General features: G+C 65.1%; 21 protein-coding genes. 15 read left to right on the forward strand and 6 right to left on the reverse strand.

What is annotated here, in order from left to right; genetic code table 11:
• Positions 1 to 182: 182 nt before the first annotated feature.
• The 3 genes from C7450_RS29685 (at position 183) to gltX (ending at position 4,915) form a co-directional block, all read left to right on the forward strand.
• Positions 183 to 1,571, forward strand: a complete 1,389-nt coding sequence (locus tag C7450_RS29685; RefSeq protein ID WP_110378110.1) for a class II 3-deoxy-7-phosphoheptulonate synthase — start codon at positions 183 to 185, stop codon at positions 1,569 to 1,571.
• A 154-nt stretch (positions 1,572 to 1,725) separates the two neighbouring features.
• Positions 1,726 to 3,459 carry an NAD+ synthase gene (locus tag C7450_RS29690; RefSeq protein WP_110378111.1) on the forward strand — a complete coding sequence of 578 codons (1,734 nt, stop codon included), beginning with the start codon at positions 1,726 to 1,728 and terminating at the stop codon, positions 3,457 to 3,459.
• 106 nt (positions 3,460 to 3,565) lie between these two features.
• The gene (gltX, locus tag C7450_RS29695) at positions 3,566 to 4,915 is read left to right on the forward strand and encodes a glutamate--tRNA ligase (RefSeq protein ID WP_110378112.1); all 1,350 of its coding nucleotides are present in this window, start codon (positions 3,566 to 3,568) and stop codon (positions 4,913 to 4,915) included.
• A 213-nt stretch (positions 4,916 to 5,128) separates the two neighbouring features.
• Here the strand turns inward: gltX and C7450_RS29700 are convergent, their stop codons facing one another.
• The 3 genes from C7450_RS29700 to C7450_RS29710 all read right to left on the reverse strand — a co-directional run bounded on the left by C7450_RS29700 (position 5,129) and on the right by C7450_RS29710 (position 7,760).
• Positions 5,129 to 6,358, reverse strand: a complete 1,230-nt coding sequence (locus C7450_RS29700) for a DUF2865 domain-containing protein (RefSeq protein ID WP_210206573.1) — start codon at positions 6,356 to 6,358, stop codon at positions 5,129 to 5,131.
• A 187-nt stretch (positions 6,359 to 6,545) separates the two neighbouring features.
• Positions 6,546 to 7,034: a MarR family winged helix-turn-helix transcriptional regulator gene (locus C7450_RS29705; RefSeq protein WP_245450219.1), complete on the reverse strand. Its 489-nt coding sequence runs from the start codon at positions 7,032 to 7,034 to the stop codon at positions 6,546 to 6,548.
• Between the two features lie 492 nt (positions 7,035 to 7,526).
• Entirely contained in the window at positions 7,527 to 7,760 is a 234-nt protein-coding gene (locus C7450_RS29710) for a hypothetical protein (RefSeq protein ID WP_110378115.1), read from the reverse strand.
• A 487-nt stretch (positions 7,761 to 8,247) separates the two neighbouring features.
• Here C7450_RS29710 and C7450_RS29715 point away from each other — a divergent pair, with 487 nt between their 5' ends.
• Positions 8,248 to 8,724, forward strand: a complete 477-nt coding sequence (locus C7450_RS29715; protein ID WP_210206577.1) for a CreA family protein — start codon at positions 8,248 to 8,250, stop codon at positions 8,722 to 8,724.
• Between the two features lie 243 nt (positions 8,725 to 8,967).
• On the opposite strand, the gene C7450_RS29720 is transcribed toward C7450_RS29715, so the two are convergent.
• The gene (locus tag C7450_RS29720) at positions 8,968 to 9,276 is read right to left on the reverse strand and encodes a hypothetical protein (protein WP_146227587.1); all 309 of its coding nucleotides are present in this window, start codon (positions 9,274 to 9,276) and stop codon (positions 8,968 to 8,970) included.
• 452 nt (positions 9,277 to 9,728) lie between these two features.
• Here C7450_RS29720 and cysS point away from each other — a divergent pair, with 452 nt between their 5' ends.
• From cysS to cimA, 3 genes are read left to right on the forward strand one after another with little or no spacing between them, the layout of a single operon-like run.
• Positions 9,729 to 11,219, forward strand: a complete 1,491-nt coding sequence (cysS, locus tag C7450_RS29725; RefSeq protein ID WP_110378118.1) for a cysteine--tRNA ligase — start codon at positions 9,729 to 9,731, stop codon at positions 11,217 to 11,219.
• Positions 11,219 to 11,722, forward strand: a complete 504-nt coding sequence (locus C7450_RS29730; RefSeq protein WP_110378119.1) for a GNAT family N-acetyltransferase — start codon at positions 11,219 to 11,221, stop codon at positions 11,720 to 11,722. The genes cysS and C7450_RS29730 overlap by 1 nt, the downstream gene beginning before the upstream one ends.
• The gene (gene cimA / locus C7450_RS29735; RefSeq protein ID WP_110378120.1) at positions 11,719 to 13,323 is read left to right on the forward strand and encodes a citramalate synthase; all 1,605 of its coding nucleotides are present in this window, start codon (positions 11,719 to 11,721) and stop codon (positions 13,321 to 13,323) included. Before C7450_RS29730 ends, cimA begins: the two co-directional genes overlap by 4 nt.
• A gap of 336 nt (positions 13,324 to 13,659) precedes the next feature.
• Here the strand turns inward: cimA and C7450_RS29740 are convergent, their stop codons facing one another.
• Complete coding sequence (locus tag C7450_RS29740) at positions 13,660 to 14,256, reverse strand: LOG family protein (RefSeq protein ID WP_110378160.1); 597 nt, start codon at positions 14,254 to 14,256, stop codon at positions 13,660 to 13,662.
• Between the two features lie 242 nt (positions 14,257 to 14,498).
• On the opposite strand from C7450_RS29740, the gene C7450_RS29745 reads away from it, so the two are divergent.
• The 8 genes from C7450_RS29745 to C7450_RS29780 all read left to right on the forward strand — a co-directional run bounded on the left by C7450_RS29745 (position 14,499) and on the right by C7450_RS29780 (position 21,566).
• Positions 14,499 to 15,839 carry a LysM peptidoglycan-binding domain-containing protein gene (locus C7450_RS29745; protein WP_110378121.1) on the forward strand — a complete coding sequence of 447 codons (1,341 nt, stop codon included), beginning with the start codon at positions 14,499 to 14,501 and terminating at the stop codon, positions 15,837 to 15,839.
• Between the two features lie 121 nt (positions 15,840 to 15,960).
• Positions 15,961 to 17,880, forward strand: coding sequence for an ABCB family ABC transporter ATP-binding protein/permease (locus tag C7450_RS29750; RefSeq protein ID WP_110378122.1), 1,920 nt, complete (start codon positions 15,961 to 15,963; stop codon positions 17,878 to 17,880).
• Positions 17,881 to 18,056: 176 nt separating this feature from the next.
• The gene (locus tag C7450_RS29755) at positions 18,057 to 18,755 is read left to right on the forward strand and encodes a phosphatidylserine decarboxylase (protein ID WP_110378123.1); all 699 of its coding nucleotides are present in this window, start codon (positions 18,057 to 18,059) and stop codon (positions 18,753 to 18,755) included.
• Positions 18,756 to 18,802: 47 nt separating this feature from the next.
• Positions 18,803 to 19,669: a CDP-diacylglycerol--serine O-phosphatidyltransferase gene (gene pssA / locus C7450_RS29760; RefSeq protein ID WP_110378124.1), complete on the forward strand. Its 867-nt coding sequence runs from the start codon at positions 18,803 to 18,805 to the stop codon at positions 19,667 to 19,669.
• A 223-nt stretch (positions 19,670 to 19,892) separates the two neighbouring features.
• Positions 19,893 to 20,111, forward strand: a complete 219-nt coding sequence (gene infA / locus C7450_RS29765) for a translation initiation factor IF-1 (protein ID WP_110378125.1) — start codon at positions 19,893 to 19,895, stop codon at positions 20,109 to 20,111.
• Between the two features lie 69 nt (positions 20,112 to 20,180).
• Positions 20,181 to 20,810: a Maf-like protein gene (locus C7450_RS29770; RefSeq protein WP_110378161.1), complete on the forward strand. Its 630-nt coding sequence runs from the start codon at positions 20,181 to 20,183 to the stop codon at positions 20,808 to 20,810.
• Between the two features lie 2 nt (positions 20,811 to 20,812).
• A complete protein-coding gene (gene yacG / locus C7450_RS34955) occupies positions 20,813 to 21,058 on the forward strand; it encodes a DNA gyrase inhibitor YacG (RefSeq protein WP_110378126.1) in 246 nt (81 codons plus the stop codon).
• A 154-nt stretch (positions 21,059 to 21,212) separates the two neighbouring features.
• Entirely contained in the window at positions 21,213 to 21,566 is a 354-nt protein-coding gene (locus C7450_RS29780; protein ID WP_110378127.1) for an ArsC family reductase, read from the forward strand.
• Between the two features lie 123 nt (positions 21,567 to 21,689).
• Here C7450_RS29780 and C7450_RS29785 read toward each other — a convergent pair whose 3' ends face one another.
• Complete coding sequence (locus C7450_RS29785) at positions 21,690 to 22,091, reverse strand: hypothetical protein (protein WP_110378128.1); 402 nt, start codon at positions 22,089 to 22,091, stop codon at positions 21,690 to 21,692.
• Between the last annotated feature and the right edge of the window lie 54 nt (positions 22,092 to 22,145).

Here is a 22,145-nt window from a genome sequence, read left to right on the forward strand (position 1 = left end):
AGCCTGCCGCCGATAGGCGAAGCGCATCCGCGACGGAGCGGCAGAGGCGTCTCGGACGGACCGGGACGTCTTGATGCTCGCTTTTCCGCGCGGTGTGCGTATATAAGCCGCTTCCCCCCTGAAATGGCGGGGGGGCTTTTTGCAACAACGGTCCCAGGATTGGGCGTCGGGAGTTTGGAGAGATGAGCGAGCGTTGGACACCGTCGAGCTGGAGATCAAAACCGATCCAGCAGGTGCCGCTCTTTACGGATGCTGCGGCCCTTGCCAGCGTCGAAGATCAGCTCGCCAGCTTTCCCCCCCTCGTTTTTGCGGGCGAGGCGCGCAAGCTCAAACGGGCGTTGGGCAAGGTTGCCGTCGGCGAGGCGTTCCTCTTGCAGGGCGGCGATTGTGCCGAAAGCTTCGCGGAGCATTCCGCCGACAACATTCGCGATTTTTTCCGCCTGTTCCTCCAGATGGCGGTGGTGCTGACCTTTGCCGGTTCATCGCCGGTTGTGAAGGTCGGCCGTGTTGCCGGCCAGTTCGCGAAGCCCCGTTCGGCCCCGAACGAGACGGTCGATGGCGTCGAACTGCCGAGCTATCGCGGTGACATCATCAACGGTATCGATTTCACCCCGGAAAGCCGCGAGCCGGATCCGCGCCGCCAGCTCATGGCCTACCGCCAGTCGGCCGCGACGCTCAACCTGCTGCGCGCCTTCGCGTCGGGTGGCTATGCCAATCTGGACAACGCCCATCGCTGGATGCTCGGCTTCGTCAAGGACAGCCCGCAGTCGGGACGCTACCAGGAACTCGCGGACCGCATCACCGAGGCGCTCGACTTCATGCGCGCTTGCGGCATCGATCCGGAGTCCCATCCGGAAATGCGTACCACGGATTTCTACACGAGCCATGAAGCGCTCCTGCTCGGCTACGAGCAGGCCATGACGCGTGTCGATTCCACCTCGGGCGATTGGTACGCGACCTCTGGCCATATGATCTGGATCGGCGATCGCACGCGCCAGCTCGACCATGCCCATGTCGAGTATTTCCGTGGCATCAAGAACCCGATCGGCCTGAAATGTGGCCCCTCGCTGAAGCCGGAGGAGCTGGTGAAGCTCGTCGCCGCGCTCAATCCGGACAACGAGGCGGGTCGCCTGACGCTCATCTGCCGCTTCGGCGCCGACAAGGTGGCCGACCATCTGCCGGGCCTCATCCAGGCGATCAAGGCGGAGGGGCAGACGGTGGTCTGGTCTTGCGATCCGATGCACGGCAATACGGTCAAGGCAGGCTCCGGCTACAAGACGAGGCCGGTGGATCTGATTCTGTCTGAGGTCAAGCAGTTCTTCGGCATTCACAAGTCCGAGGGGACCTATGCGGGTGGCGTGCATCTCGAAATGACGGGCAAGAACGTCACCGAATGCACGGGCGGCGCGCGCGCCATCACCGATGCGGACCTGCATGACCGTTACCACACCCACTGCGACCCCCGCCTCAATGCGGAGCAGGCTATTGAACTGTCCTTCATGGTGGCTGAGCTCCTGAAGCAGGAGCGGTCCCCCAAGCTGCGCGAACGTCAGGTCGACGCCGCGGAGTAAGGTTGGGGGATCGCGTTTGCCGGCCTTGAGGTCGGCCGTCAATCATCAAAGGCCCGTGCGCGTCACGGGCCTTTTTCCGTCCGGGCTCGCCTCGTCGAACGGCTGCGGCCAACATCGCCTTTCCCTTTTCAAAATCATGGTCTAGACCGTGATCATGAGCGCATCGTCTGATCTTCTTCGCATCGCCCTCGCGCAACTCAATCCGACAGTGGGCGACGTCGGCGGCAATCTCGTCAAGGCCCGTGCGGCGCGCGCGGAGGCCGCGCGTCTCGGCGCCGATGCGGTGATGTTTCCCGAGCTTTTCCTTGCCGGCTACCCGCCGGAAGACCTCGTTCTCAAGCCGGCCTTCCAGGACGCCTGCCGGGACGCCTGCGAGGCCCTTGCGGTCGAGACGGCGGATGGCGGCCCTGCCGTGCTCATCGGCCTGCCATGGGCCGAGAACGACACGGTCTATAACGCTTACGCCATTCTCGACAACGGCACGGTGAGCGCCGTCCGCTTCAAGGTGGATCTGCCGAATTACGGCGTCTTCGACGAGAAGCGTGTGTTCGCGGCAGGACCTCTGCCGGGGCCGGCCACCTTGCGCGGCGTGCGCGTCGGCCTGCCGATCTGCGAGGATATCTGGGGTGAGGATGTGGTGGAGTGCATTGCCGATACCGGCGGCGAGATCCTGCTCGTTCCCAACGGGTCGCCGTACGCCCGCGACAAGTTGGACGTACGCTTCAACATAGCCGCCGCGCGTGTCGCCGAGAGCGGGCTGCCCTTGGTCTATCTCAACCAGGTCTGCGGGCAGGATGAACTCACCTTCGACGGTGCGTCCTTCGTGCTCAATGGCGACGGGGCGCTCGCCCTTCAGATGCCGGCGTTCCAGGAGGTTATTTCTCTCGCCACCTTCGAGCGCACCGATCTGGGCTGGCGCTGCAGCCCCGGCGAGAAGGCGGTTCTGGATGAAGGTGACCAGGCCGACTACGCGGCCTGCGTGTTCGGCCTGCGCGACTATGTCCGCAAGAACGGTTTTCCCGGCGTGGTACTCGGATTGTCCGGCGGCATCGATTCGGCGCTCTGCGCGGCGATGGCGGTCGATGCTCTCGGCGCCGAACGCGTGCATTGCGTGATGCTGCCCTATCGATTTACATCCGGGGAGAGCCTGGCCGACGCGTCGTCCTGCGCGAAGGCGCTCGGCATTCGCTACGATATCCTGCCGATCGCCGACGCCGTCGCGGGGCTGACAGATGTGCTTCGGCCGCTGTTCGCCGGCCTCAGCGCCGATATCACCGAGGAGAACCTGCAGAGCCGTGCGCGCGGCACGCTGCTCATGTCGATCTCGAACAAATTCGGGGCGATGGTCGTCACCACCGGCAACAAGTCCGAGATGTCGGTGGGCTATGCCACGCTCTATGGTGACATGAACGGCGGCTTCAACCCGATCAAGGATCTCTACAAGACCCAGGTCTACCGGCTGTCCGCCTTGCGCAACCGCTGGAAGCCGGCAGGCGCGCTCGGCCCGGACGGCGCGGTGATCCCGGAGAACATCATCACCAAGGCCCCGACCGCGGAACTCCGCGAGAACCAGACCGATCAGGATTCGTTGCCGCCTTATGACGTGCTGGACGACATCCTCGTCGGGCTGGTGGAGGAGGAACTGCGCGTGGCCGAGATCGTCGCCCGGGGACATGACCGCGCGACGGTGAACAAGGTCGAGCGGCTGCTCTATCTCGCCGAATACAAGCGCCGCCAGGCTCCCCCCGGCGTCAAGGTCACGGCCAAGAACTTCGGGCGCGACCGCCGCTATCCCATTACCAATCGCTTTCGTGACACGGGGACAATCGGTCCGCAACGACGAAGCCGAGTCATGGTGGCGACGTCGGCCAGTCAGGCCGACATCTGAACGCCGCGCCTTCACGCGCGACCTGTTCTTTCGCGGGATCCTCCGGATCGGCGACGGGGCGGGCCAGCGCTGCCTGACAGACACCGACAGCCCGAACGGCAGATCCATGACTGCGCATTCTTCCCCCGTCGTCCGCTTCGCCCCGTCACCCACGGGTTATCTCCATATCGGCAACGCCCGTCCGGCGCTGCTCAACTTTCTCTATGCGCTCAACCACGGCGGGCGCTTCGTGCTGCGGCTCGACGACACGGACCGGGTGCGCTCCACGCAGGAATATGCCGACGCGGTGTCTGAAGATCTCGCCTGGCTCGGGATCGAACCGGACGTCTTCGTCCGGCAATCCGATCGGCTGGCGCTTTACGATGACGCCGCCGAAGTCTTGCGGGCGAAGGGACTGCTTTATCCCTGCTACGAGACGCCCGACGAGCTCGACCGCCGCCGCAAGCGCCAGCTCGCGCGCGGGAAGCCGCCGATCTACGATCGTGCCGCGCTCAGCCTGACGGCGGAGCAGCGCGCCGCTTTCGAAGCCGAGGGGCGCAAACCCCACTGGCGATTCCTGCTCACGCACCGGACGGTCGGCTGGACCGACCTGTCGCGCGGGCTGATCGAGGTCGACACCGCGACCTTGTCGGATCCCGTTCTGGTGCGGGGCGACGGCACCTATCTCTACACCTTCACGTCGGTGGTCGATGATCTGGACCTTGGCATCACCCATGTGATCCGAGGCGAGGATCATATTACCAACACGGCCGTACAGATCTCGCTGATCGATGCGCTCGACGGCGTCGTCCCGGCCTTTGCCCATACCAATCTCCTGACCACGGCGAGCGGCGAGGGGCTTTCGAAGCGTCTGGGGCATCTGTCGCTGCGGGGGCTGCGCGAACAGGGCATCGAGGCCATGGCCGTCGCGTCTCTCGCGGTGCTCGTCGGCTCGGCCGAGGCCGTGCGGCCGGTCGCCTCTCTCGAGGAACTGGCGAAGCTGGTCGATCTCGCGCGCCTCTCCCACGCGCCCGCCAAATTTGACGAGGCCGAGCTTGCCGGGCTGAATGCCAAGCTTCTCCATGGCTTCTCCTATGGCGCTGTCCAGAAGCGCTTGCGGCTGCTCGGGGTCGAGGGCGGCGAGACCTTCTGGCTTGCCGTGCGCGGCAACCTGGAGCGGCTGGCCGATGCCCGGGAGTGGTGGCAGGTGGTGGAGGGACCGATCGATCCCATCATCGAGGACCATGCCTTCACCGCGCGTGCGGCGGATCTGCTGCCACCGGAGCCTTGGAACGCGACGACCTGGAAGTCCTGGACGGAGGCCTTGAAGGCCGCGACGGGCGTCGGCGGTCGGGCGCTGTTCATGCCGCTCAGGCTGGCGCTGACGGCCCATGACCACGGACCGGAGCTGGCCGCGCTGCTGCCTCTGATCGGCGGCGTGAAGGCGGCTGCGCGGCTGCGCGGCGAGCGCGCCTGACGTCGACCGAGCTTCAAGGATTTTCTTAAGGGAACTGTCGTCATCACCGGGCTTCATCCGGTGATGACCCTTGGAAAGGCATTGCAACCTCACTGAACGGGATGGCCGGGACAAGCCCGGCCATGACGGATGACCGACCCATGTCGGTCTCTGTCGAAACCTGCCCGGCCATGGCAGTGAAGTCGCAGCGCTTTGATGCGATCGAATAAAGCTCTAATGCGGGTTGATCAGCACCGAGTTCTGCGGGCTGGCCACAAGATAGGGCGCAACGATGCGCACCTTGCGCCGCTGCCCGTCGGGGCCAACCTCCTCGCGCAGCGCGCCGTCGCCCTGATCGACGGTGGTCACTTCCTCGATCGATTGCGGACCAATGCCGGATGATGCGGCACTCGCCGTCGGGACCACCGACGGATCGTTGGCGGCCGCATTGTCGGCGGCGTCCTCGTCGTCCTCCACCTTCGCCGCTGCGGCGGCTTTCGCGGCAGCGGCCTGGCGTTCGCTGGTCCGCTGGGACGTGGCCGTCGTCTTCGGCCGGGACAGCTCTTCGGCTTTCTCGGCGGTCACGATGATATCGCTTTTCCGCCGTTCCAGCAGAAATTCGGCGGGTTGCAGAGCTTGCGCCCAACTCTCCCCGAATTGTCGGCAGGATATGGCGGGATTGAATGTACGCTCGTATTGCAGGGCACTGGGAAGGTCGGAATAAGGACGGCCCGTCGCGCTGATCGCCTGGGCGACGTTCCCGCCCTGGGCCATGAAGAACAGCTCCGTCGGCGAGGCCGGGCATTGCGCCTGGCATAGTTCCTGCGCGCCGCTGCGGCCTGATGCCGGGCCGCCGAGCGGGAAGAAATAGCCATCGGCGAGGCGCACGCAGACGGCGCGCGAGCCGCCAAGGCGCTTTTCGCCGCCACCCTCGCCCGGGGAGGGGGGAGCCTGACCGTCGAGATCCGCCTGGGGAGCGCCCTCCGGCTCGGCTTGGCCGCCGCCGAACAGCATTTCGAAGAAGCCGCGCTGCCGCGGTGCGGCCGCCGTACGCGGGGCACAGGCCTGTGCGGCCGCGGCTGACAACTCGCGTCGGCGCGCCTCGGTCTGCGCGTCGCCGCCGCTGGCGCGGGAACGGAGCAGGTCATAGTTCGCCTGCATCTGCGAGATGCGAGTCTGCAGGCTGCCGCAATCCGCCGGGCGCTGGCCGCCGAAGAGCCCGCCGCCCCGGTCGCAGCCGAGCTGCTGATAATAGCCTCGCGTTCGATCGAGTTCCGCGCGTTGGCGCTGCGCCGCCGCCGCATATTGCTGGGCCTGCCCTCCGCCGCGCGGGAGGGAGGCGAGCTCAGCGCGATAGCGCTGGCACGCGGCAGGCGACACCACCTCCTGAGCATAAGCACCACCCGTCAGCAGGGTGCAGACAAATGAGGCTGCAATGGCATATGCCGCGCGGCGGCTGATCATGATGGGTCCTGTCATTGTCCTCAGCGGTAGCGGCATGAGGATGTATCGGCGTCGAGATTGACTAAAGTGTGTCGCGGCGATGGGGAAGGGGGATGCGGCCATTTCAGGAACACAAGGGATTGAAGGCGGAGCGGGCTGAACTCCGCCGCGGCCTTGGCGATAGCCGTCGTAACATGGACCGCCGGCCTTACATGTCCATTTCGGGCGGCGCGTCCACCGGGATACCCGAGCGTTGCATCAAGAGCTCGATGACCCGGTCGAAGGCGGCGAGCTCTTCTGCGGGAATGTCCTTAATCAATTGTTCCGCATAGCTTATTGCGAGCGGGATGATCTCCGTATAGAGCGCGCGCCCCTCGGGGGTGAGGGAGAGAAACGCCTCGCGGCGGTCACGCTCGTTGGCCCGGCGTTCGACCAGCCCGCGATCCTCGAGCGCTGCCGTGGCGCGCGAAACCTTCGTCTTGTGCATGCGGGTATGCGCGCCGATGTCGCGCGCGGTCATTTCGCCCAGTTCCCCGAGCAGGGCGATGGTCCGCCATTCCGGCAATCCGAAGCCGAATCGCTTTTCGTAGATGCGGCCGAGCCCCTCCGCGACGACCTGCGCCAAGACATTGAGGCGATAGGGAATGAACCGGCTGAGCGTCAGCGTCAGAGGCTCGGTTTCGTCATGGGGGCTCACGGCGGAAGCAACCTTGGCGGACGGGGCATCAGCGGACGATAGGGGGCCACGGGATGTGGGGGAGGACATGGAGCGCGATCACCGTCGGGGTCGGAAGAGATAACCCTTAATTCAAGGGCCAAGTGCCAGCCAGGGTCTGTGAGCGGTGCGAAACCTTCCGGAGATCGGCCTCGCTGCCGGTTCCGCTCCCCCTGAGGTCTCCTCCGGGGAATGGACGATTATGCTCCATACCGCGCTCCAAACCTGAATGTCGCTTGGCCCCTAACATGCGAGGATGGAGGACCAGTTGACAACTTCTAGCACAGCAGGGGTTGTCGAGGTCCAGCGGGCTCGCCTGAAATCTGTGCGCGCGGCGGCGAAGTGTTGTGCGCTGACACACACGAATCGCGGTGAAACAGGGCGGTTGTTCGTAGAGGATGTCCGTCTGGCGCGGATTGGCTCCGCTCCCCAATAGACGAGCAATCTCACCGACTTGAATGGCGTCGATCGCTTTCAATCCAAGCCGGATTGGCTCGGGAGGGCTTGGTCGGTGGCGCGAGCCGCCGGCGAGGCGGGATCCTCATTCGGCCAGGCCATGGCGAGCGAGATGAAGCGGGCGCGCAGGGCATGGGAAGGGCCGACAGCCTGAGCGACGCTGAGTATGGCGATCAGGCTCACCGTCAGGCACAGCGCCAATTCCATCGGCGCCACCTGTCTGATCGCGTGGCCTAAAGCAATGATGCGCATAGTGCTCTCGCCTGAATTCCAGCGCCGGCCGTGGGAGGGCCTGCCCGGAACACTGAAACCCCACGGGAGTTATCGCATGATGCCATGCGCGTGCTCCCGCGGAACGATGATTGGGACACGGCTCGCGACTCTACCGGCAGACGGATAAAAGTCAATGAAAGCAATAGTTTATATATATTCTCAATCAAGAGTGGACACGTCTGTACAGGATAGAGCACCGTGCGCGCGCCGCGCTGCATGCTGCGCCGGATAGCTTGCAAACACGGTGACTTGCAAATCCATGTGCAAAGACAGACATGCGGGATGGGCATGCGGCAGGCGCGGCCAGCGCGGATCGTCCTTGGTCTATGCTTGCGCGGCGCCGGTCGGCTTGGGGTCATGAGGGAGTAGCGTGATGAATCGTCGCAGGCTCGTCGGAACGAGGAGTGCCGGATCCGGTATTGGGGGCTGGCTGGCGGCGCTTGGCCTTGCGGCATTCGGGCTTGCCATGCCGGCCGCGACGGGCGCCATGGCGCAGAATGGCCCGGACCTCATTTTCCGCAAATCGACCGTCTGGAAAATGCTGACACCCGACGACACCCTGGCGGTCTACGGCATCGACGATCCTGTCGTCGAGGGGGTGGCCTGCCACTACACGCTGCCGGAGCGCGGTGGCATCAAGGGCATGTTCGGCGTGGCCGAGGAGGTCTCCGACGTCTCGCTGTCCTGCCGGCAGATCGGCCCTATCACGATCAAGCAGAAGTTCGAGCAGGGGGAGGTCGTCTTCAGCGAGAGGCGTTCGCTCGTGTTCAAGCGCGTGCAGATCGTGCGCGGCTGCGACGTCAAGCGTAACGTTCTCGTCTATCTCGTCTATTCCGACAAACTGATAGAGGGCTCGCCAAAGAACTCGACCTCCAGCGTCCCGATCATGCCCTGGGGGGTCAATACCAATGTGCAGAACTGCGCCGAATGGTTGAAGAAGTAGCCAATCGGCAAACGCCGCTGTCCGTGGCTTTTTAATGAGGATTATCAGCGCGTTGAAGCGCGATCCGGACTCTGTTTGCGAAGCTTGTGGATACCGCTGAGCGCATGTGGAGCCTTGGCCCGGGACGTCGCCCGAAACCGTGAGGCGATTGGCCACACCGGCCCACGGATCGGACCGCATGCGTGCGCATTCCGCGAGCCAGCCGCAGCGCCGCCGGCCCGGTAGTCCGGCGTATCCGCCGTGTTAATTGTCGCAGGTGATGGCCATCGCTGCCGGGCCGGGGCGGGAGGTGCCGGTCGAGCTCGTAATATCGCTCGCCGGTCCGAAGGCGCTTGCTGCGCGGTAGCCCTGGGCAAGGCACCAGGCGTTGGCCACGCCGCTCGCGCAGTCGCCCCCTGTGGCGAGACAATCCGCGACGCCATAACCGTCATTGGCTGGGATGATGAAAGTTGCCGCCGCTGTCGCCGCCGTGGCGGACTCGGGCGCAGGCAAGAACGATACAGCCGCGACGAGAGCAGCGGCTGATCCGGCGAGAAGAAGGACGCGACGCATGGCCTGCAACATTCTGAGGAGTTAAGGAGATCGGCAGAGCAATCTCGGTCATTTGCGTAAATAAATTCCGAAACCGGAGGTTCCTTCGTGGGCCTGCACATTGTCTGGCAGAGCGCGCACGCTCTTGACGGATTCGCGGGAAGAAGGCAATGATCCGCGCCATGATGGCGACCGTCCGCACGACCCGGATTTCGATGATTTGCAGCTAGCGTAACCGCTGGCTGTTGCCGTCTTTGTCTTTCCCTTGAGATCGATCAGAGCGCGCCGATGGCCAGGGCAACCGGCGGCATCAGGCGTTTGTCGTCTGAGAACTATGTTCGCACTGGCTTGAGCTGATGCCGGGCATGTCGCCGGACGGCTTGCGAGCCTGTATTTTCGTTGTGGATGACGTAAGCGCAGACGGTGTCTCGCCCGGAAAGCGCTCTACCGATCGGCCAGGAGAGGGAACTGACATGGTGGCGGCCTTGGGCAGCGTGGAAGCCCTCGATACGGGTTTGACGCTCTACAACACGTTGACGCGGGCGAAGGAGGCGTTCGCCCCCATCGACCCGACCAACGTGCGGCTCTATGTCTGCGGCCCGACGGTCTATGATTACGCCCATATCGGCAATGCCCGCCCCGTCATCGTTTTCGATCTCCTGTTCCGCCTCCTGCGCCATCACTACGGCGCCGATCGTGTCACCTATGTCCGCAACATCACGGATGTGGACGACAAGATTAATGCGCGCGCCGCCCGCGACTACCCTGACCTGCCGCTGAACGCGGCCATCGCCAGGGTCACGGCGCTGACCGAGGATCAGTTTCATCGCGATATCGCAGCCCTCGGCGTGCTGCCTCCCACCGAGGAGCCGCGCGCCACGGCCTATATCCCGGAGATGCGCGCCCTCATCGAGCGGTTGATCGCGCGCGAGGTCGCCTATGTCGCCGAGGACCACGTGCTCTTTGCCGTCTCGGCGATGGAGCGGCGGCCGAAAGCCCCGCGCTACGGCGCGCTCGCCCGGCGCTCGCTCGACGAGATGCTGGCGGGTGCCCGCGTCGATGTGGCGCCCTACAAGCGCGACCCGATGGATTTCGTGCTGTGGAAGCCGTCGAAACCCGGCGAGCCCGGCTGGGACAGCCCCGGCGGCATTACCGTCCCGGGGCGCCCGGGCTGGCATATCGAATGCTCGGCCATGTCGATGGCGAGGCTGCTCACCCCCTTTGGCGGCGGTCTCACCTGCGACGATCCGGCCAAGAACACCTTCGACATCCACGGCGGCGGCATCGATCTCGTCTTCCCTCACCATGAGAACGAGATCGCCCAGTCCTGCTGCGCCTTCGACAGCGGCCGCATGGCCAATGTCTGGATGCACAACGGCTTCCTGATGGTCGAGGGCGAGAAGATGTCGAAGTCGCTCGGCAACTTCATCACCATCAACCAGCTCCTGGAGACGGAGAGCTTCGGCGGCCGGCCGTGGCCCGGCGCCGTGCTGCGTTTCGCGATGCTCAAGACCCATTATCGCCAACCGATCGACTGGACGGTCAAGGCGCTCGAGGAAAGCGAGGCCGTGCTCACCGAATGGTGGCAGGCGAGCCGGGGAAACCGGCCGGCGGATCGTGTGCCCGAAGAGGTGGTCGCCGCGCTGAACGACGACCTCAACATGGCCGAGGTCGTCGCGAGCCTGCATCGGATGAAGCGCGCCGGGCAGTTTGAGGACATGAAGGCGGCGCTGCGTTTCCTCGGCTTCGAGCGCATCATCGAGGCGATGATCGCCATCCGTGGCGAGGCGACCGCGGCGATCCACAACGACCCCGAGGTGCAAGAGCTTCTTGCGGAACGCTCCGCCGCGCGCTCTGCCAAGAACTGGGCCGAATCCGACCGCATCCGCGACGCGCTCGCGGCCAAGGGCGTGGTCGTCAAGGACAACAAGGACGGCACCTATACGCTGGAGGCAAAACACTGATGGGCAAGACCATACCTGCTCCCGCATTGCGGCCGTTCCTGCCGTCCGATCTCGCCGTTGTCGCGGCGATCTTCCAGGACAGCATCGAGGAACTGACCGAGGACGACTATAGCGAGGCGCAACGCGCCGCCTGGGCCGAGAGGGCCGACGGGCAGGAATTCGCGGCGCGCCTCACCGCGGCCCTCACGCTGGTGGCGACCATTGATGGCTCCGTCGTCGGCTTCGCCTCGCTCAAGGACAACACGCATATCGACATGCTCTATGTGCACCCCGGCTTTGCCCGGCAGGGTGTCGCCACCTTGCTCTGTGACGCCGTCGAGAAGCTCGCCGTCGGGCGCGGCGCCACGGCGCTTACGGTCGACGCGAGCGACACCGCCCGGCCCTTCTTCGACGGCAGGGGGTATCAGGGCGAGAGCCGTAATACGGTGTCCGTGGGCGAGGAATGGCTCGGCAATACCACCATGAAGAAGACCTTCGCCGCGTCTGATGGATCGCGCGCATGACGAGCCCCAGTGATGGCCGCGAGCGCCTCTATCTCTACGACACCACACTGCGCGATGGTGCGCAGACCACCGAGGTCAATTTCTCGCTGGCCGACAAGCAGCTGATCGCCCGCATGCTTGACGAACTCGGGATCGACTATGTCGAGGGCGGCTATCCCGGCGCCAATCCGCTCGATACGGAGTTCTTTGCCGAGAAGGCCACCAGGAAGGCGCATTTTGCCGCCTTCGGCATGACCAAGCGCGCCGGCCGCTCGGCTGCGAATGATCCCGGCGTCGCCGGACTGCTGGGCTCGGCGGCGGACGTGATCTGCTTCGTCGCCAAGTCCTGGGACGAGCAGGTGAAGGTCGCGCTCGAAATCAGCCTGGACGACAACCTCGCCGGCATCCGCGAGAGCCTGCTGGCGGCCCGCGACAGCGGCCGGGAGGCCATGCTCGACTGCGAGCATTTCTTCGATGGCTACAAGGCCAATCCCGCCTATGCGCTCGCCTGCGTCAAAGCGGCCTATGAGGCCGGCGCCCGCTGGATCGTGCTCTGCGACACCAACGGCGGCACGCTGCCGGACGAGGTCGAGGCCATCGTCCGCGAGGTCGCGCGGGATGTTCCCGGGGACCATCTCGGCATCCACGCCCATGACGATACCGGCTGTGCGGTGGCCAATTCGCTCGCCGCGGTGCGCGCCGGCGCCCGCCAGATCCAGGGCACGCTCAACGGGCTCGGCGAGCGCTGCGGCAACGCCAATCTCGTCAGCCTCATCCCGACGCTCGCCCTGAAATCGCCCTATGCGGACATGTTCGCGATCGGCGTTGACGCGGAGGGCCTGCGCGGCCTGACGCCGCTGTCGCGGGCGCTCGACGAGATCCTGAACCGGGCGCCGAACCGCCACGCCCCCTATGTCGGCGCCAGCGCCTTCGCGACCAAGGCCGGTATCCATGCCTCTGCGCTGCTGAAGGACCCGCACAGCTACGAGCATGTGGAGCCCGAGACGGTGGGCAACCAGCGGCAACTCCTCGTCTCGGACCAGGCCGGGCGCTCCAATCTCATCGCCGGCCTCGCGCGTGTCGGAATAGCCGTCGACAAGGACGATCGCCGGCTGACGCGGCTCCTTGCGGTGGTGAAGGAAAAGGAGGCGCAGGGCTATGCCTATGAGGCGGCGGACGCCTCGTTCTTCCTGTTGGCGAAGGGCGTGCTCGGCGGCGTGCCGACCTTCTTCAATGTCGATCGCTTCAGCGTCAATGTGGAGCGGCGCTACAATGCGGTGGGCGAACTCACCACCGTCGCCGAGGCCATCGTCAAGGTCGAGGTCGACGGGGAGGTGATGATCTCCGCGGCCGAAGGCAACGGTCCGGTGAACGCGCTCGATGTCGCCTTGCGCAAGGATCTCGGCAAGTATCAGAGGTTCATCGAGGGTATCCATCTCACCGACTTCAAGGTGCGCGTCTTCCAGGGCGGCACGGATGCCGTCACCCGCGTGCTCGTGGAATTCGCCGATGAAACCGGCGCGCGCTGGTGCACGGTGGGCGTCTCGCCCAATATCATCGATGCCTCATTCCAGGCGCTCAACGACTCCATCATCTACAAGCTGGTGACGAGCGGGGCGTAAGGGGCCTGCTTACCCCCGCTCCGCCGCCGGATATGACGCGGAAAGCGCCGCCGCTGATCCCTCCCTCTTTGGGGAGGGTGGCCTCGCGCCAGCGAGGACGGGTGGGGTTACGAGGCCCGGGACCGCCATCTCAGTTGATGAACTTGCTCGTCCATTCTCGAGCGGAGCAGGTCCGGAACAGACGGACTTGCTCTATGCAGATGTTGACTGACACCCTGCGGGGCTGCATCGGGGCGCACCCCACCCGGCGCCTTTGGCGCCACCCTCCCCAGAGGGGAGGGATCCGCGAGGCGTCCAACAGCTTGCCTCGCTTGTACTGAAAATGCCGGCCATCGCTCAGAACTGCGTGACGATTGTGGCGTCCGCCCGCGGCGGCTTGGCCGATACGGCCGCCTCGATCTGCGCGATGGCCTCGTGCGCGTGGTCGGCAACGAGATAGCCCACCTCGAGGCCTGGCCGGATGAAGCCCAACTGGCTCATATGCGCGAACAAGTCGAGCAGGGGCTGCCAGAAGTTCTGCGTGTTCAGGAGCAGGATCGGCTTGGAATGGCGGCCAAGCTGTGACCACGTCAACTGCTCGACGAGTTCTTCAAGCGTGCCGATGCCGCCGGGCAAGGCGATGAAGGCGTCCGCGCGCTCGTACATGATCTGCTTGCGCGAATGCATGTCCGGCACCACGATCGTCTCCTGGGCCTCCTCCAGCAGGATCTCGCGATCCTTGAGGAACGTCGGGATGACACCCGTCACTTCGCCGCCGGCTTCGAGCACAGCGCGCGCGACAGTGCCCATGAGGCCGATATTGCCGCCCCCATAGATCAGCCGGATGCCCGCCGCCGCCATTGCCTGCCCGAGCGCGGTGGCTTCGGCAGTGAAGGTGGGATCATTTCCGGAGGCTGAGCCGCAGTAAACACAGATTGAGCGAATAGTCGTCATATCAACGGATGTGGCCGCCGCCGCGACAGTCGTCAAGCCCATCAAGGCCAGATCGCCCCGAGAGCGCCCATGGAACCGCCGCGAATGGCGATTAAGGTGTTTTTTTCGCCACGTGAATGGAATAATCGGTCTGCCGCCACAAGAAAGTCATTATGCATGGGGCCGCGCTCTGGAAGCCGCCTATGTAAATGGATAGCGTCGTTATAGAGGGTCATACAAAGGGTCGGGGGTTCAGGAACAGCATGGTGCGCTCTCGCGGGATACAGGTTGCAGTCGCCATCGCCGCCGCGGCGGTCCTGGCGGTGCTCATCTATGTCTGGGGCGTGCCGCGCCAAGCGGTTGAACCGACCACGCCTGCGCCGGTGGCTTCGGCTCCTGCCGCGCCGCCCCCGGCCGCAGCGCCCGCTCCGGCGGCGGGGAGCCCGGCCCCGACAGGACAGGTCGGCACGCCTCAGTCTGGCGCCGCCAGTGCGCCACAACCGGCGACCGCGCCGTCGCCGCGTCCGGCAGCCACCACCTTGTCCTTCGATGTCGTCCGCGTCGAGCCGGATGGCTCCTCGGTGGTGGCCGGGCGTGCGCCTCCGGGCTCCAAGGTCGAGCTCCTGCGCAATGGCCAGCCGCTCAGCGAGGCGATCGCCGACGCAACCGGCGCCTTCGCGATGGTGCCGCCTGCGCTGGAGCCGGGCACCCACGAGCTTTCGCTCCGCTGCTTGGTCGACGGCAAGGAACTGCAATCCGGAGATGTCGTATCGGTCGTGGTGGCGAATGATCGCAAGACCGCGCCGTTGGTCGCCCTGCTATCGCCGAACAGGCCGGCCCAGATCCTGTCGCGGCCGGGTGAGCAGGCCCAGGTCGCAACCGCGGCCGCCGCGCAGACCGGCGGCGCCGCCATTCCGCCCGCGGCAAGTCCGCCCTCCGCAAGTCCGCCCTCCGCAAGTCCGTCGGCGTCAGCCCCGCAGCCGACGGCCGGAGCCCCTGCCGCGCCAGGGCCGGCCGCTGCGCGAAGCGCCGTCGTCGTGGATGCGGTCGAAGCCGAGGAGGGGCGCATGTTCGTGTCCGGCCGCGCGGCACCGGCTGCGACGGTACGCCTCTATCTCAACGACAGCTATGTGGCCTCGGCCGTCACAGGTCCTGACGGCAGGCTCTCCTTCACCATCGAACGCGGTCTGGCGCCCGGCGAATATCGCATTCGCCTGGATGATGTCGAACCGTCGAACGGGGCCGTCAAATCGCGCGCCGAGGTGGCCTTTACGATGCCGGCTCCCGCCGTCGTCGGTGCGGTGCCGGCACCCGCCGGGCGGGGAGTGTCGGCGCCACCGGGCAGCAATACGCCTGCGGCGCAGCCGGCATCAGGCCGCATCGCGGCCGCGGACGCGCCTCCGGAAAACGCCTCGTCGTCGGCCGTCGTCATTCCGCAGGTCAATACGACGACCGTCGTGCGCGGCGACAATCTGTGGCGGATCAGCCGGCGTGTCTATGGGCGCGGGGCGCGCTACACCGTGATCTACGACGCCAACCAGAACCAGATCCGCAATCACCACCTGATCTATCCCGGCCAGGTCTTCGTGCTGCCGCGGGGCTGAAGGATCGGCGCGGGTCGGACGGCCGCCCAACGGCGCGTCGATGGCATGCGTCTTTCGGGGCTGCATGCGCCGGCCTTTGTCCCTATATAGGGGCCGGGCTTAATCTTTTGGATTGTCAATCATGTTAGCGCCTACTGCCGGCGAGGCCGATCAACGGCCCCAGTCGGGCAAACGTGCTTCTTCCGCCTTTGCGGCCACGGCGCAGCACCTCTGGCCCTATCTCTGGCCGCGTGATCGCGCGGACCTGCGCGTCCGCATCTATCTGGCAGTCGGCCTGCTTGTCGTGGCCAAACTTGTCACCATCCTGATGCCCTACAGCTTCAAATGGGCGATCGATGCGTTGACGCTCGATTCCAAGGCTGCCGAGGCGGGTGAAGCGACGTCGCTGTGGGGCAGCGCGATCGCTTTAACGGCGCTCTACGGCATCCTGCGCATCGCCATGGCGGTGCTGACCCAGGCACGCGACGGGCTGTTCGCCTCGGTCGCCATGAATGCGGTCCGGCGCCTCGCGTTGCAGACCTTCGAGCATATGCACCGGCTGTCGCTGCGCTTCCATCTCGAGCGCAAGACGGGCGGCCTGACGCGTGTGCTCGAACGCGGCCGCAATGGTATCGAGGAACTCGTCCGGCTGACAGTCCTGCAACTCCTGCCGACGATCCTCGAATTCGTGCTGGTCGTCGGCATTCTCTGGTGGCAGTTCGACTGGCGGTTTGCCGCCGTCGTCGTGGTGATGATCGCCTGCTACCTCTTCTACACCTATAAGGCGACGCAGTGGCGCATCAACATCCGCCGCCGCATGAACGACTCCGATTCCGACGCCAATACGAAGGCGATCGACTCGCTCCTCAACTACGAGACGGTCAAATATTTCGGCGCCGAAAAACGTGAGACCGCGCGCTACGACGTCTCCATGGAGCGCTACGAGCGCGCCAGCACGCAGACCTACACGTCGCTCGCCGTGCTCAATGCGGGGCAGGCGACGATCTTCACCATCGGCCTGACGATCGTGATGGTTCTGGCTGCGATCGACGTGAAGCAGGGCCAGGCAACCATCGGCGATTTCGTGATGGTCAACGCCATGCTGATCCAGCTCTATATGCCACTCAATTTCATGGGCATGCTGTACCGCGAGATCAAACAGGCGCTGATCGACATCGGAGAAATCTTCGAGATCCTGTCCCGCAGCCCCGAGATCCAGGACGTTCCGGGCGCGCCGCCCCTCGTCGTCAGCAAGGGCGAGGTCACTTTCGAGGACGTGCATTTCGCTTATCATCCCGAACGGCCGATCCTGCAGGGCGTGTCGTTCAGCATCCCGGCCGGGCACACCGTGGCGATCGTCGGCTCGTCCGGCGCCGGCAAGTCTACGCTGTCGCGTCTTCTGTTCCGCTTCTATGCGCCTTCCAAGGGCCGCATCCTCATCGATGGCCAGGACATCGCCGCGATCCAGCAGACGTCGCTGCGTGCGGCGATCGGCATGGTTCCGCAGGATACGGTGCTGTTCAACGACACCATCGGCTACAACATCCGCTACGGTCGCTGGGACGCGACGGAGGAGGAGGTCATCGCCGCCGCGCGCGACGCACGGATCGATGGCTTCATCCGCAGTCTGCCGGAAGGCTACGACACGTCGGTCGGCGAACGCGGGCTGAAGCTGTCCGGCGGCGAGAAGCAGCGCGTGGCCATCGCCCGCACGATTCTCAAGGCACCGCCTATTCTTGTGCTGGATGAGGCGACATCCGCTTTGGACAGCTTCACCGAGCGCGACATCCAGTCAGCGCTGGAGCGGGTGAGCCGGGGGCGTGCGACGCTGGTCATTGCCCATCGCCTCTCGACGATCGTCGCCGCCGACGAGATCCTGGTGCTTGACCAGGGCCGCATCGTCGAGCGTGGCTGTCATCTCGACCTGCTCGCCAGGGATGGCCTCTATGCCGCGCTGTGGAACCAGCAGCGCGAGGCGGATGAGGCGCGCGAACGGTTGAAACGCGTGTCGGATGCCGAGGCGAGGGAGGTCGCCGAGGGCCTGTCCGTGTCGCAGGTGTGACGCTGTGGGGCTGATCCTTTGGATTGCCGCGCGATGCCGGTTCCCCCCGCGCTGCCGGATGGACTAATGTGAGCGCATCGCCTGGTCATCTGATGCTTGCTCCTCGGGGGCAAGCGGCCGCGAATTGCGGTTTCGCCCGGCCAGTGTGATAAAGCGCGCGAACTGGAGAATTGCCCTTGTCCGTCTACGATTCGATCCGCAGCGGGCTCGCGCCCATCCACAAGGAAGGGTATCCCTTCATCGCCATCGCGGCGGTCGCCTCACTCGTGCTCGGGCATCTGTGGACGCCCTTCGGCTGGATAGGGGCACTGATCACGCTCTGGATCTGCTACTTCTTCCGGGATCCTGAGCGGGTCACGCCGGTCATGGAAGGGCTCGTCATCGCGCCGGCGGACGGGCGTGTCAGCGCCATCGCCACCGTGCTGCCGCCCGCTGAACTCGGCCTGTCCGAAGTGCCGATGACGCGTGTCTCGATCTTCATGAACGTGTTCGATTGCCATGTGAACCGCAGCCCCCTGGACGGGCGCATCGAGCGCATCGTCTATACGCCGGGCATCTTCATCAATGCCGATCTCGACAAGGCGAGCGAGGACAACGAGCGCAACGGTCTCGTCATTTCCCACGGCGACCTGCGCATCGGCGTGGTGCAGATCGCCGGCCTCGTCGCGCGGCGCATCGTCTCCTTCGTGCGCGAGGGCGACACGCTGGCCGCGGGGGAACGCTTCGGTCTCATCCGCTTCGGCTCGCGCGTCGACGTCTATCTGCCGCAGACGGTCGCCCCGCTCGTCGGCGTCGGCCAGCGGTCGGTTGCCGGCGAAACGGTCATCGCCGACCTGCGGACCAGCGGTGAGCCGCGCCACTATCGCCAGAGCTGAATGTCCGCCCTTTTTGTCAGCGCGTGCCTGGAGATTCTGCGAAGCCGATGAGTGATCTGTTTCCGCCCTTTGCGCCGGATCCGGACGAGCCGAAGCGCCGGCTGTTCAAGCCAATCCCGCTGCGCCTGCTCGTACCGAACCTGATCACGCTCCTCGCCTTGTGCCTGGGGCTGACGGCGATCCGCCTGGCGATCGAGGAGCGCCTCGAACTGGCCATCTTCGCGATCGCGGTGGCGGCGGTGCTCGACGGGCTGGACGGGCGCGTCGCACGCCTGCTCAAGGGGACGTCGCGCTTCGGCGCAGAGCTCGATTCCCTGTCGGACTTCGTCAATTTCGGCGTGGCCCCGCCGATGCTGCTCTATGTCTTCATCCTGCACGACATGCGGTCGCTCGGCTGGATCGCAGCGCTCGTCTTCGCCATCGCGGCCGCGCTGCGCCTGGCGCGATTCAATGTCATGCTCGACGATCCGAACCGGCCCGAATGGCAGAAGCAGTTCTTCGTCGGCATGGCCGCGCCGGCGGGCGCCGTCACGGTGATGCTGCCGCTCTATCTCAATTTCGTGGGTATTCCCGGCGGCGGGCTGCCGGCCCCCGTCGTCGGCGTCTACGTGGTCTTCATCGCCTTTCTGATGGTCAGCCGCATCCCGACGTTCTCGGGCAAGACCTTCGGCAGCCGCGTCCCGCGCGAGCTGGTGTTGCCGCTCTTCGTGCTGGTGGTCATGTTCGCGGCCCTCTTCGTCAGCTTCACTTTTGAAGTGCTGGCGGTCTCGACGCTTCTCTATCTCGGCGCCTTGCCTTTCGGCTTCATGCGTTACAAAGCCCTGGAGAAAGCGGACAGGCTCGAGAAATCAGCGGTTCGCGCCAATAGCCCGAAGGCGCCGCCGGCGGCTGATGGTTCGCCGCCCGCCGTGTGATCAGCTCTCCCCATTGCGTGGAATATGAGCGTCCCGGTTGCGGCGGCTGTTGCATTCGCCGCAGGGTCGGTCCACTGAAAGAGAATGTTGAGCTGACAAATATGTCGATTCGCGTCGAAATCGGCTATACCTCTGCGCTCAGCATCCCATGTTCACAATATGTCGCGTATCGAGTAGGGTCCGCGCCGTCCCATTGTGACCAAAAGTGACCGCAAGGAATCGAATGTCGAAAGAAGAGCTCCTCGAGTTCCCGGGAGTCGTGACGGAACTGCTCCCGAATGCGATGTTTCGCGTCAAGCTCGAGAACGACCATGAGATCGTGGCGCATACCGCCGGCAAGATGCGCAAGAACCGCATCCGCGTGCTGACCGGCGACCGCGTTCTCGTCGAAATGACACCCTATGATCTGACCAAAGGCCGGATCACCTATCGTTTCAAATAATCCATTTGCCTGACTTCAGCGCATTCGTCCCGGGAGAGCTACGCCTTGGTTTCCACCCTCGACGCATCCATGTCGGCGAGTTGGCGTCCTAAGCTCGTACTGGCCTCGGCTTCACCGCGGAGGCTCGCTCTTTTGCAGCAGGTCGGCGTGGAGCCGGATGCGTTGATGCCTGCCGACGTCGACGAGACGCCGCTGCGCGGCGAGAAGCCGCGCGACGTCGCCCGCCGGTTGGCGCGCGACAAGGCCGAGGCGACCCGCCGCATGGCTGAGCGTCAGGACGAGTTGACGAGCGCCTTTATCCTCGCGGCCGATACGGTTGTTGCCGTGGGCCGGCGCGTACTGCCCAAGGCCGAGACCGTCGAGGAGGCCGCCCAGTGCCTGCGGCTCGTGTCGGGGCGGGGGCATCGCGTCTATTCTGCGGTGCATCTCATCACGCCGCAGGGCAAGCATCGCCAGCGGATCGTCGAGACGCGCGTGCGCTTCAAGAACCTGTCGCAGGACGAGATCGAAAGCTATCTCGCCTCTGGGGAGTGGCGGGGGAAGGCGGGCGGCTACGCCATCCAGGGGCTCGCAGGCGCCTTCGCCGTCAAGCTGGTCGGCTCCTATACTGCGGTGGTCGGTTTGCCGCTTTACGAGACTGTCAACCTGCTGGTCGGCGAGGGATATCCCGTCCGGCTTTCATGGCTGAATGCGGCATAGCGATGGTACCGACTGCAGACAACGACAATGCGAGCGGCGCGGACCATCCGGCCGGCGGGGGAGGCGGCGATGGCAAGCCGTGCCCCGTCTGTGGAAAACCCTCGATCGCGCGGTGGCGGCCGTTCTGCTCCAAGCGCTGCGCGGACGTTGACCTCAACCGCTGGTTGTCAGGTGCCTATGTCATTCCGGCCCGGGACGACGATCCCCGCGAGGATGAGGGGGACGAGGGGCCAACGATCGGGCGTTGATCTCCGGACAATGCTTCAGGAGCGGCGTGATGCTCCCTGACCCATGCGTTTCGTGCGATCCGCGAAAGAGTGGATGCCGTCCATAGGCGCGACCAGGGCAGGCTGCTATAGAGCGAACACCTTCAGGGTGAAATGACTTTCAGAACGGGACGCCATGGCCAAGCCCCTCACGATCTACGGCATCAAGAATTGCGACACGATGAAGAAGGCACGTGCCTGGCTGGACGACCGGGGCATTGCCTACTCCTTCCACGACTACAAGGCGGTCGGCATTGACGCCGCCCATCTCAAGGGGTGGATCAAGCTGGTCGGCTGGGACAAGCTCCTGAACCGGGCGGGTACGACGTTTCGCAAGCTGCCCGAGGCAGAGCGTGAAGGGCTGACGGAAGATAAGGCCGTGGCCCTGATGCTCGCGCAGCCGTCGATGATCAAGCGCCCGGTCCTCGAGATCGGTGGGGCACTTCTCGTCGGGTTCAAGCCTGACGAATATGCGAGCGCCCTTTTGTAGGGCGTTCTGCGTCTTCGCCCGTCCGCAAAGCGGTCAAAGCGTTCCTTGCTAACGCTTCCACGCCATGCCGGCTGGGAAGGCCGCTCAGCGATTGTCCGGAACGGCTATGGACCGATCACCTGTTCAGGGCTTCGGCGCAACCACGTTGATCGCCACGCCGAAGAGATTGACACGGTCTCCCGAGGTCACCGTATAGGTCGCGCTGTCTGTGGCGCCGACCCGCGCCGGGGCCTGATAAAGAACGATGCGGGCCGGATATTCCCTGCCCGCGCAGTTCCCGTTGCGGACCCGTACCTTGGCGTCCCTGACCGCCAGGGTGCCGGCAGTGGGGACCTTCGATACCTCGATCTTGACGAGCGGCTTCGGGGTGCAATCCGCATTGGCGCCTGAATGGACAGACAGCTGGCTGACCTTGCCCGCCGGTACCTGGATCGTGCGCAAGGTCTGATCCTGCGCCCAGGCGGCGGGAACGCCTATCAGGGCGAGGCAAAGGGCGGCAGACAGGACGGACAGCTCGGAACGCATGGCAGCACCTCTTGCGTCACCATAGCAAAAGTTGCGGCGGAAAGCAGGCGCGCA

It is taken from the genome of Chelatococcus asaccharovorans, assembly GCF_003201475.1.
In the GTDB taxonomy this organism is placed as follows: Bacteria; Pseudomonadota; Alphaproteobacteria; order Rhizobiales; family Beijerinckiaceae; genus Chelatococcus; species Chelatococcus asaccharovorans.

What these genes read in the sequence shown, in the direction of transcription:
- C7450_RS29685 (WP_110378110.1), top strand. Translation starts at nt 183, where the DNA reads ATGAGCGAGCGTTGGACACCGTCGAGCTGGAGATCAAAACCGATCCAG.
- C7450_RS29690 (WP_110378111.1), top strand. Translation starts at nt 1,726, where the DNA reads ATGAGCGCATCGTCTGATCTTCTTCGCATCGCCCTCGCGCAACTCAAT.
- gltX (WP_110378112.1), top strand. Translation starts at nt 3,566, where the DNA reads ATGACTGCGCATTCTTCCCCCGTCGTCCGCTTCGCCCCGTCACCCACG.
- C7450_RS29700 (WP_210206573.1), bottom strand. Translation starts at nt 6,358, where the DNA reads ATGATCAGCCGCCGCGCGGCATATGCCATTGCAGCCTCATTTGTCTGC.
- C7450_RS29710 (WP_110378115.1), bottom strand. Translation starts at nt 7,760, where the DNA reads ATGCGCATCATTGCTTTAGGCCACGCGATCAGACAGGTGGCGCCGATG.
- C7450_RS29715 (WP_210206577.1), top strand. Translation starts at nt 8,248, where the DNA reads ATGCCGGCCGCGACGGGCGCCATGGCGCAGAATGGCCCGGACCTCATT.
- C7450_RS29720 (WP_146227587.1), bottom strand. Translation starts at nt 9,276, where the DNA reads ATGCGTCGCGTCCTTCTTCTCGCCGGATCAGCCGCTGCTCTCGTCGCG.
- cysS (WP_110378118.1), top strand. Translation starts at nt 9,729, where the DNA reads ATGGTGGCGGCCTTGGGCAGCGTGGAAGCCCTCGATACGGGTTTGACG.
- C7450_RS29730 (WP_110378119.1), top strand. Translation starts at nt 11,219, where the DNA reads ATGGGCAAGACCATACCTGCTCCCGCATTGCGGCCGTTCCTGCCGTCC.
- cimA (WP_110378120.1), top strand. Translation starts at nt 11,719, where the DNA reads ATGACGAGCCCCAGTGATGGCCGCGAGCGCCTCTATCTCTACGACACC.
- C7450_RS29740 (WP_110378160.1), bottom strand. Translation starts at nt 14,256, where the DNA reads ATGACGACTATTCGCTCAATCTGTGTTTACTGCGGCTCAGCCTCCGGA.
- C7450_RS29745 (WP_110378121.1), top strand. Translation starts at nt 14,499, where the DNA reads ATGGTGCGCTCTCGCGGGATACAGGTTGCAGTCGCCATCGCCGCCGCG.
- C7450_RS29750 (WP_110378122.1), top strand. Translation starts at nt 15,961, where the DNA reads ATGTTAGCGCCTACTGCCGGCGAGGCCGATCAACGGCCCCAGTCGGGC.
- pssA (WP_110378124.1), top strand. Translation starts at nt 18,803, where the DNA reads ATGAGTGATCTGTTTCCGCCCTTTGCGCCGGATCCGGACGAGCCGAAG.
- infA (WP_110378125.1), top strand. Translation starts at nt 19,893, where the DNA reads ATGTCGAAAGAAGAGCTCCTCGAGTTCCCGGGAGTCGTGACGGAACTG.
- C7450_RS29770 (WP_110378161.1), top strand. Translation starts at nt 20,181, where the DNA reads ATGTCGGCGAGTTGGCGTCCTAAGCTCGTACTGGCCTCGGCTTCACCG.
- yacG (WP_110378126.1), top strand. Translation starts at nt 20,813, where the DNA reads ATGGTACCGACTGCAGACAACGACAATGCGAGCGGCGCGGACCATCCG.
- C7450_RS29780 (WP_110378127.1), top strand. Translation starts at nt 21,213, where the DNA reads ATGGCCAAGCCCCTCACGATCTACGGCATCAAGAATTGCGACACGATG.
- C7450_RS29785 (WP_110378128.1), bottom strand. Translation starts at nt 22,091, where the DNA reads ATGCGTTCCGAGCTGTCCGTCCTGTCTGCCGCCCTTTGCCTCGCCCTG.